Here is a 10,480-nt window from a genome sequence, read left to right as displayed (position 1 = left end):
TTAGCGACTCTAATTTCCTAATCCCTTTTTTTATTTCAAATAAAAAATATAATTTTTGAAAAAGTCAAGATGACTTCACTTAATATTTTGTTAAAAAATTCACTTTAATGGGATAATTTACTGTCTGTCAGTCATTTTTTTTTATTTTAGCCGACAAGAATAAATTGATGTTTGTTGATGAAGGTTTTGAGGTAATATATTTAAACTATAAAATAAATGGAACGATTCGAATCTTTTGAAAGTTACCATCCTCAGAATACTTTTTTTTGACCAATTTATTCAATCTTTATCATAGTGTTTATTATAATAGATTAATTAAAATTTTATTTTGAAGACCCTTTTTTTTAGGTTCTTTTTTCGAAAATGAAAATAATAAGATTTTATTACGTGTTGTTTATCAGTATGATATTGATGATAAGGTTGGATTTTCGGAGGCTTGCATAAAGCTGAATTTGTCTTCCTGGAAGAGGTGTGGTTTATTCCTGTTTCCGGGACTGTTTAATAATTATGAAACCCTTTGTGGTACGGCTTTTGAAGGCTTATTAAATAAGGCAGTTTCAGATAATTTGAAGGTAAATGTACTGGGAATAATAATCGGTAAAAAGATCATTTTAGAATGGTCATCTGTAATGAGATTGAGAAACAGGATTTTAAAACTTATTGATTTGACTACCAGCTATACTACCATTTTTGAAAAACTGCTGATCCCCATTCTTTCAGCTGTTGAGAAATCAGTTTTTAATGCTAAAAAGCTTCCTGAGCTTTGTTATAAACTGTAAAGAAGAAACTGATAAAAACCGAATAAGGCTGTTGTAAAACCGCTTGAAGAATGGAAAAAATGAATAACCTGAAACAAATTTATACATCAAATTAGAAGCACATGAAAGAAAGACTTTATGAGATCCTTAATGAGGAAAAAATACATGAGATTATCCCCTTTCTAAAAGAGCTTACCATTGAAGAAAGGAAAACACTGGTGCCGTCTATAAAGAAAATGGATCGGGAGATTAGTAAAATTGTAATGACTAAAAACTCCTACCATACGGCAGGATCTGTGAATCAGCATTCCATTATTGATATTGCTTCATTTGTCTGCATGGACAAAAAGAATTTCGGTAAAAATTACTGGAGCCTTTTCCGTAACGCAGAACAGACCGAACAGATACTGGAGTGGGGGTGCCCGGATTGGTTTTCAGACTTTATCAATGAATCTGTAGAAGCCGAATTTACGGCATTTAATTATAGAGATATTTTAGGATGGACAGAAAAAGGGTACGTACAGCCTAAACCAGAATTACTGGGGCATCACCTGAGTAATCATCCGTCTGATCTGGATTGGCATCCTGAAACACTTAATACCCACTTTTGGTATCTATGTGAATATCCATCCAAATCTTTACCTTTCCGTAAAGAATGGTTTCCTATTGTTCAAAAGCTCATCACAGAGAAAAAAATTGAAAGAAAAAGATTCCTAAGAGAATGTCTCTTGGCTTCCAATAGAAACTTTAATAAAAATGTTACCGGCTGGTTTATGGATGCATTTACATCTTTAAAACCAACAGAAGAAGAATTATCTGATCTGCAGGATGAATTGCTTGCAGGGCTGGCTTCTTCACAGTCAAAAGCGGTGAATACGATATTATCACATTTGAAAAAAATAGTGGGAACTTCTGAATTTAAAAATGATGAATTTTCACATTATCTTCCGAATCTGTTGAGCTCGGAGGTAAAAACAGTAGTGGTTTCCAGTTTAGTGCTTACCGAAAAAATATTTCAAAGAAAGAAAATGGATCCCGAAATGCTGGGAATGGCCTTAAGTTCAGCATTTGTAAGCAAAGATGATGGTGTACAGTCGAAAGCGGCAAAGATCATCCTTAAGTATATTCCGGTTTCGGAAAATATGATAGAGGCGCTTTCTCATTATTCAGATAATATATTGACTAATGTACGTCCTCTTTTGGCTAAATATATTGAAGAAAAACAGCCGGAGCTGGAACCGATAACTTCACAAAAGTTGCTGCTGACTGCAGACGAAAATGCAATACAGGTGCTTCAAAGTTTTGAAGATCTGATGTTTTATCTTCCTTTGGCAATGGATGATCCATATAGCTATCACTGTGATATTGCTTTGACCGGATTTATCAAGTTTGCAGGAGATGTAGATGCGGAATCTGTGAAACTGATGGAACCCGTATTTTTGAAAGCATGTAAAACCATAGCCAAATGGGAAGTCCCTTATCTGAATGTTTTATTGTGCAATGCTATCATTAACTTCGGTTTGGCCTTGCTGGAAAAATACCCGATTCAGCTTAAGAATCTTGAAAAAATATACCAGAAAACCAAAGAAGAAGAAGCCGAAAGAGAATCTTACTCTAATTATCAGAAAAAATTAGGTCTAATGGAAGAGGTAGGAGCAGACTGCCCTGCCAGACAAGCGTTCAAAGAATTGGCAATATATGCTTTCGAAAAAATAAAATCCGGGGATAAAATTCCATTGTTATTCCCAATTACACATGCTCCATGCTGGATTTCTCCTGTTACTTTAGTGGAGAGACTGGAGAGCTATCAGAATAATAATACAGAACCTCATTATCTGGATATTCAGCTGGCATTGCAGCGTTGTGCTTTGGATGATACGGCAAAAGCAATAGTGGAAGTTGAGAAAAGACTAAAAGGAGAATATAAAGAATTACTGCTTTTCTTCTTCGGTAAAAATGCAAAACCGGAAGGGAAGTTTATACACCCTTCGTGGTGGATGACAGCTGGAATTACCCGGTCACCTGAGACCATTTTTGAAGAATTCAGAAGCTTTGGGTATGATAATATTCCTGTGGAATTTTTTTCAGGGGCATACCAATGGAAAACTATTGATAATAAAAAAAACTCATACTATCCTGTAGAACTGAATATCGTCATTCCGAAATATCATCTTGAAAAAAGAAAAGAACCTTTGTTCATGGAATATTTTGTTGCTGAGCAGAAAGAGCTGAACGAAATACCAGCACTGATGCTGTGCTTTCCCAATACCCCTGCAAATGCATTGGCGAAGGTTATCAAATACTGTCTTTTCTATTCCGGGATTGCAGAGGTTTTTGAAAGAAGCCTTGTTTTGAATACCGCGAATGCGCTTTATCAGATCAAAAAACCTTTGGACGAAATCGGTTATCTGTTTTTAGGAACTATTTTCCTGGATAGTGATAAGACTATCCGCGGAACAGCAGCTGAAATATGGCTGGAACATGTTTCTTACCAAATGATGGATAATGCATGGCTGGGAAGAGTGATCGGTCTGCACGAAAAGCTGGAGTGGGCTCCCGTTAAAAGATTAACAGATCTTATGCAGCATCATATGCTGAATGTAAGTAAAGATCATAACATTGCTTTAGAGGAATTGATTTCCAATATTCTGCTTCAAATGGAAGAACCGGTTACCAATCTGAAAAAAATCCTGGAAATCTACCATGAAGTGTTGGCTTTGAATCATTCAACAGCTCATAAAGAAATAATAGAAAAATTAAACAACTGGAAAGAAAACTCAAGTCTGAAAAAAATCTGCAATCTTCTTCTGAAAAAATAAATTATGGAAGATACGCTTATTTACAACTATTCAGGAGTATCCTCTTTACTGAAGAAGGGAGCTCTTGAAGAATTATTTCTTGCCCAATACAGTGAGATACATAAAAATACCAATGTCCCTTGTTTTTTCTGGGGAAATGTGGGGCAGCCCTTTATCCTAGCCAGATGTCTCATTGCGCTTTCTAATATTGTGAAATCGAGCTTTAATCTGTCTCCGTTTCAGATGACACTTCTCAAAGATCCGATAGTGACAGTAGGAAATGAAAGATTAAGGTTTGAAGGCTTTTCTCACTGTGCAGGAGTCTATGCAAGAGTAGATTTACTGCCGGATGGGTTGGATGGTGAATTTCTGGAAAACGGAACAACGAATGTAGATTTTAACCAGCCAATGATAACCGCATTGGGAAGTATCCGCCCAAATGAAAAAATTATGCTTTCCGTAGGTGAAAAAGAAGTGGGATTGTACAAACAAGAAGAAAAAATCATAGAAAGAAAAGTTCCTTTACCTGTAAAATGGATCAAAGGGTTGGGAACTGTTCAGGTCTATTTATCAGAATCAGAAAAGCGCTATACGTTTAATAAAATCCAGACACAGCAATTGTTTCGCGGAATGCCGAAAGGAGTGGTGAAGTCAGATTATTACTTGATTGTAAGAGGCAATAAACCTGTTTTTTCTCCCGTAAAATCTGCGGATTCTGTTTGTATAGGAGGGCTTCACAGACTTCGTCTTTTGGAACCTCTTCTTCCTTATATTGATAATATGCAGGTTTTTCCACATGCTGATATGCAGTCTATAACATGGCAGCTCTATATGGGAAATATTAGATTCACTTTTTCTTTATCAAGAGAGTGCTGGAGAGGTTTTTCGGGAGAAGGAGCACTGTTGGGCAGCATAATTTCGGATGTTTCCGATGAATGGATTGATGCTGTGGATAAATATGCCTATGCCAATCAGTCTTTCAACCCTTCCAGACTTGCTTTGGAAGAGAATATCAATTTTGATAAGGCTGAAAATATTACAGGAAGGCTTGCAGCAATGGGATTGCTCGGCTATGATCTTGAAGATAAAGAATTTTTCTATCGCAGACTTCCTTTTAAATTAAACCGTATCATCGGATTAAATCCACGCTTGAAAAATGCTGAAAAGCTTATAGAATCAGGGAAAGTTGAGATTTTAAATAACAAGAAAGAAAGGACAGAGGCTAGAGTAGTAGGAACAGGTGTGCATCATACGGTAATCATAGAAGAAGAAAAAGAACGCTGTACCTGTGAATGGTTCAGTAAATATCAGGGAGAAAGAGGCCCTTGCAAACACGTATTGGCAGTAAAGAAACTGGTACATATTTAAAAACTGCTGATGCTCATTTATTATTTTGTTAACAATCGCAGAGGCGCAAGAAACTTAATTTCTTGCGCCTCTGCGTTGTATCGATTTAATAACTTTATCAATTTCCTGTTTGTTTCATCCATTCTTCATAGCTGAGCACTCCCAATTCCGGTCTGCCATCACCTTCCAGAATAGAAATAAACTCAAGCTGGTTTCCATCAGGATCATTAAAATAAATGGCCAGCGCGGGCATCCATGCAAAAACCATAGGTTCAATACTTCCATTTTTTAGAAAATTGTACGGTTTTAAATGTTTTTTTTCCAAAAACTCCACAGAATAATTCAAAATATCCTCCTTATTGCTGGAAAAAGCAAAATGCCTGGTCTGAAGATTCTCCTTCTGTTCCCATAATCCCAGCATAAACTCTTTACCTTCTCCAACCCATAAAAAAGCAATAGGCCTGGTTTCGTCTCTATGAGCTAGCTTTAATCCTAATATATCTGTGTAAAATTGTATTGCATTTTCCAAATTGCTCACCTGAACATGAGTCTCATATAATCCTTTAATCATAGCTTAATTTTAATAATAACAAAGCTAGAAAACTCTCATCTGAAAACGCTCTATACGTGATTTCTTTAATGAAAATGAATGATAGAAGGATTTTATAATGATGAATTATAAATGATGAATTCAATTTTATTCCCACAGCATCTGTGCTAATCTGTGGTTAAAATAATTTCGATATTGCATTATTCAATAAAGGTGGGCTTTAGGCCGTCTAGTAAATTATGCCCTTATTTTTCAGGCTTTAGCCAAAACTTAAAATCAGCGTAATCCTGCATGAGCTGCACGAATCAATTTAAAAATAAAAAAAATCAAAGAAAAATTATCTACGCAAAAAGGTTGCGTAATGCTGTTTTTACTTTGCATCAGAAATCAGAGAGGAAGTATCAAACCTTCCTATGTTTAATAAATAAAAACAGTAACCATGAAATTTAATTTTTTAAAAAAAGAAAATAAAGTAGTACAGAACTACGAAGGTGCAAAAGCATATGCGATGACACCTGCAGAAGAATTGTATAGTGCTGTTGTTACAACAGGACTGTCCGATGCCAACTATGAAAAAGGGGCTGACAGATTGGAAAGAATCCAGTCTCTGATCAAAAAAAATAACCCTGAGTTTGTGGCAAAACTCGCTGTATATGCAAGGAAAGATATGTACCTAAGATCCATTCCATTGGTTTTGACGACTGAATTGGCAAAGCAGACCTCAGGTACAGACCTTGTAAGCAAAACAGTAGACGGAGTTGTACAGAGAGCAGATGAAATCACAGAATTGCTGGCATATTACCAATTGGCCAATAAAAGAGCAGATACTAAAAAACTGAACAAACTGTCAAAGCAGATTCAGAAAGGTCTGGTGAAATCATTCAATAAATTTGATGAATACCAGTTTGCAAAATATAACAGAAAAGCAGAAGTAACCTTGAAAGACGCACTGTTTCTGGTACACCCGAAAGCTAAAGATGAAAATCAGCAGACCGTTTTCAACAAAATTGCTAACAATACACTGGAAACACCTTATACATGGGAAGTTGAGCTTTCAGTTTTGGGCCAGACTAAATTTGCCAATGATGCAGAAAGAAAAATGGCCTTCAAAAACAAATGGGAAGAATTGATCTTCAGCAACAAATTGGGTTACATGGCAACCATGAGAAACCTAAGGAATATCCTGGAAGCAAAAGTATCATCTGATGCTATGAACAAAGTATGCACATATCTTTCTGATGAAAGAGCTGTATCGAACTCAAAGCAGCTTCCATTCCGATTTCTGGCAGCTTATAGGGAATTAAAAAATATTGATTCTCTTTATCTGTCCTCAGTATTGGAAGCATTGGAAAATGCTGTTGTTGTGAGTGCCAGAAACATCAAAGGCTTTGGTTTTGATACTTCAGTAGTGATCGCTGCCGACGTATCAGGTTCTATGCAGAAAGCAGTTTCTACCAAAAGTAAAATTTTACTGTATGATATAGGTTTGCTGATGTCTATGATCTTGCAGTCACAGTGTAAAAACGTGGTGACAGGTATCTTCGGAGACCGTTGGTTAAGAGTTCCAATGCCGAAAAACGGTATTTTGAGAAACGTAGATGCATTCTACAAGCGTGAAGGTGAAGTAGGATATTCCACCAATGGCTATCTGGTCATCGAAGACCTTATCAAAAGAAGAGAACAGGTGGATAAAGTAATGCTTTTCACGGATACCCAACTATGGGATAGCAGAGGAAACAGAAACTCCTTTGAAGACACCTGGAAGAAATACAAAGCCATCGCTCCTCATGCAAAGCTGTATATTTTTGACCTTGCGGGTTATGGTACACAGCCGCTTGATATCAGGAAAGACGATGTACACCTTATTGCAGGTTGGTCAGACAAAATTTTCGATGTACTGAATGCTTTGGAAGACAAAAAATCTGCAGTGAAAATGATTCAAAAAGTAGTGCTGTAACAGGCACTGCTTTGAAATATAGAATAAAAACAATCAATATATTCAGGAGCTTAATCCCGCTTTCCACTGTATCTTTTTCGCCAAAGCTTTTTCCAAGCCATTCAGAAAAAGGATGCCGCTGCTATCGGGGCTAGGACAATAATTATAAATGATCAATTATGAATTATGAATTATGAATTATGAATTATGAATTATGAATTATGAATTCTTCTTTATAGTTCTATGTGGAAAATCGGCTGAATCTCTATGAAAAAATACTAATAAAAGGTAAGATTTCTAGCAATGACAACTATGGAAATATGACATAGGAAACGGAGGCGTTAAGAAAATAAGCTATACAAACGTTAAGAAAATTCTATTGTCTGAAGCGCGACACAGAAATTGAAACGAAGAAGTGATAACAAATTCGCGCAAGTTTTAGAATTTTTAGAGAGCGTAGATTATTTTTAGCCGGAGTTTCCAGGTCTTGAACTTTTGGTTCTTTTGCTTCAAGGCAAAATGAACAAATATTTAAATAGAAAAACAAACTACGTGAAAAGATTGCGTACATACAATGTAATTTTGCAGTGTTAATAATACTGGTGCCGTTAGAAAGACCTACTTCGATTCCAAACTGACAGAGTCTTTCGCCAGATTGCCTGGTAGCTAACCAATGCCGTTAATAAGAGTTTCATCGTCAACTTTCAATTGAACATCAATTACTCTTATGATTTATTGCTTGGTTTTTAATAAAAAAAAACAACTGCGTAAATAGAATGCGCAATAACAATATAAATTTGTAAAAAGAAAACTAATAACTATGAATAAGCATAGAAAGTAAGTGTCGTAAAACAGAGTTACTTCTTAGGAACGGTAATATAGGTTCGAATCCTATTCTGCATCAGCAGATAGTAGAAATGGTAACACCCCGTATAAGTCTCTGTTTGATTTAATTACCTTGCTTAAATAATATCAAGTGTCGTCTTAGAATCATACTTCGAGATTGAATAAACATTGGGTCGCAGGTTCGAATCCTGCCTTTTCCCTCGAAAAGGAGAAGTAGCTCAGCAGGTAGAGCAAATGCACGGAAGATTCTGAGAATTTTACCTTGATTGTATAAAAGAGTGCCGTAGAAAAGGCCTACTTCGGTTTAATTTGGTTCGACTCCAGAAGGTCATGAAAGTGACCTTGTATAAGTCTTTTCGAATCTTGCCTCTTTTTATTCTAAAAAACAAACAAGTGCCGTAGAAAAATGTTACTTCGCTCATCACGACGGGGTCACGGGTTCGAATCCCGTCTCTTCCACAACAAAAAAACACAGCCTATAATAGGAAGAGTAGCTCAGTTGGTTAGAGCACGACTGCATTATTCGATTTTAGCCTTGTTTTTCTCATAACAGAAGCCGGAAGCGGGGCGTTGAAAGATATCTTTGTATATAATTTTCTATAAAGTCAGAGAGATTTTCAGACTTTAACCCCTTTCTTCTTCCCACTTCCAGCTTCTTTATATGTGTACTTTAAAGTGTCGTCAGGAAAAAATTCATCATAACACAACTATGGGAGGAATAGCGAAGTCGGTCACTCCGGCAAGGCTATCCGGTTCGACTCCGGCATACAGCAGCCCGGTTTTTTCCTTATTATTACCTTTTAAAAAATGCCAGTAATTTATCTACTGGCATTTTTCATTGTATCTTCAAGCTCCTCTTCAAACATGAGTTTCCATTTGGAAAGAGTCGTTCGGCTTATCTTATATTTTCTCGACATGTAGCTTGTAGAATGACCATGTTTTTTCTGATACTGCAGCAATTTTAGCATAGTCTGCCTGTCGTAAGTCTTGAGTTTCTGATTTTCTCTGGATTGCTTGAACAGTTTTTCATTGAACTTAAGCACATCTTCACTGGTATGAAGCTTTTCAAGGAGTTCTTTAATTTTTGGATCCTTTAGCTTTTCGGGATATTCCATCCTGAGCATATCCAGATATATTTTCTTATAATTGGGACGCATGTCTTATCTGTTTATCCGTTTGCATTATCACCCTTCTGAAGCCATCTGTGAAGAGTGCTTTTCGGGATAGAATATTCTTTAATGACTTCGCTTTGGGTCATTTCGCCAGAAAGAATCCTTTTCATAATAAAGTCTTTGATTTCCTGTGTGTAAATGTTTTTTCTGAAATAAGGCGTTTTTTCGGACTTCTGCTGGTTTTTGTTGATTGCAGAAGGTGGTGCGTATAAAATTAAATGCGAACTGTAGAGTCTGAAAAAATCGTATTCCAATAGTTTGCTCCATCTTAGAAGAAGATCTGTATCCATTGATCTGCTGTCATACATCATTTCGACAGCTCCTTCATCTTTACCTAAAAATTTGCATATCCTTTCTGTTGTTATTTCATTTTCATCTACCCTCTCCTTAATAAACTTTCCAATATGGATTTCTTTATATAACATTTTTACTGAATATTGTTTTTTTGTTAAAAATTATGTATCAAAAAAACGGAAATAGGGTGTATGTGTTATTTAATATAGCGGAAAATGATTCAATTGAGTTTGAAATCGATAAAAAATAGAAATTATGATACAAGAATATTGAAATGTGTTTTTAAGATGATTCATCTTAAAAACAGATGTATAACTTACCAAATATCTTAAAAAACAGGCGGGTAGGTGGGCACCTTAATGTACTTGGGGTATATTCTTTATTTTTAATGGGTTTCCTCTTCTTCTCTTTCAAACTTCTCTTCCTGCCATTTGTGTAAAATAACATATAACCTATTAAGGTTTTTATACAATTCTATGAGTAAAGCTTGTACAAGAGTTGATAAACAGCTTTTTACACATTGAATTTTTGATTAGTACCAAATAATTGCTTATTCGCTTTCAAATGTAAACAAAAATAAGAAGCAATAACAAGTGAAAATGTAAAAATTGTGCGTAATAGCTGTTTTTTAATTAAAATTAACATATTATATGAGTTGATGTATGAATTATTTAAAGTTACGCTTCTTACTTTAAAAAAAGGGGTATTGTTAAATAATTATAGATAATTGCTTGTTAAGTTTCAAAAATAAGAGCTTTAATGATATTTCCATCATATGC

At 35.5% G+C, this 10,480-nt stretch carries 7 protein-coding genes; 4 read left to right on the top strand and 3 right to left on the bottom strand.

Annotated elements, in window-relative coordinates; translation table 11 throughout:
* Positions 1 to 452: 452 nt before the first annotated feature.
* The 3 genes from CQ046_RS23070 to CQ046_RS23060 all read left to right on the top strand — a co-directional run bounded on the left by CQ046_RS23070 (position 453) and on the right by CQ046_RS23060 (position 4,924).
* Positions 453 to 779, top strand: a complete 327-nt coding sequence (locus CQ046_RS23070; RefSeq protein WP_105704513.1) for a hypothetical protein — start codon at positions 453 to 455, stop codon at positions 777 to 779.
* Between the two features lie 101 nt (positions 780 to 880).
* Positions 881 to 3,577, top strand: coding sequence for a DUF6493 family protein (locus CQ046_RS23065; RefSeq protein ID WP_105704512.1), 2,697 nt, complete (start codon positions 881 to 883; stop codon positions 3,575 to 3,577).
* Positions 3,578 to 3,580: 3 nt separating this feature from the next.
* Entirely contained in the window at positions 3,581 to 4,924 is a 1,344-nt protein-coding gene (locus tag CQ046_RS23060; protein WP_105704511.1) for an SWIM zinc finger family protein, read from the top strand.
* A gap of 97 nt (positions 4,925 to 5,021) precedes the next feature.
* Here the strand turns inward: CQ046_RS23060 and CQ046_RS23055 are convergent, their stop codons facing one another.
* On the bottom strand, positions 5,022 to 5,474 hold the full coding sequence (locus CQ046_RS23055) for a VOC family protein (protein WP_105704510.1): 453 nt from the start codon (positions 5,472 to 5,474) through the stop codon (positions 5,022 to 5,024).
* A gap of 418 nt (positions 5,475 to 5,892) precedes the next feature.
* Here CQ046_RS23055 and CQ046_RS23050 point away from each other — a divergent pair, with 418 nt between their 5' ends.
* Complete coding sequence (locus CQ046_RS23050) at positions 5,893 to 7,410, top strand: TROVE domain-containing protein (protein WP_105704509.1); 1,518 nt, start codon at positions 5,893 to 5,895, stop codon at positions 7,408 to 7,410.
* 1,643 nt (positions 7,411 to 9,053) lie between these two features.
* Here CQ046_RS23050 and CQ046_RS23045 read toward each other — a convergent pair.
* Together CQ046_RS23045 and CQ046_RS23040 are read right to left on the bottom strand one after the other, a co-directional pair.
* Positions 9,054 to 9,392, bottom strand: coding sequence for a hypothetical protein (locus CQ046_RS23045; RefSeq protein ID WP_105704508.1), 339 nt, complete (start codon positions 9,390 to 9,392; stop codon positions 9,054 to 9,056).
* Positions 9,393 to 9,403: 11 nt separating this feature from the next.
* Positions 9,404 to 9,832, bottom strand: coding sequence for a transposase (locus CQ046_RS23040; RefSeq protein WP_105704507.1), 429 nt, complete (start codon positions 9,830 to 9,832; stop codon positions 9,404 to 9,406).
* Positions 9,833 to 10,480: the final 648 nt, after the last annotated feature.

It is taken from the genome of Chryseobacterium sp. MYb7 (assembly GCF_002979455.1).
Classification (GTDB): Bacteria; Bacteroidota; Bacteroidia; order Flavobacteriales; family Weeksellaceae; genus Chryseobacterium.
Note: the sequence above shows the minus strand (reverse complement) of the source record. Positions and strands in the feature narration are given on the sequence as shown.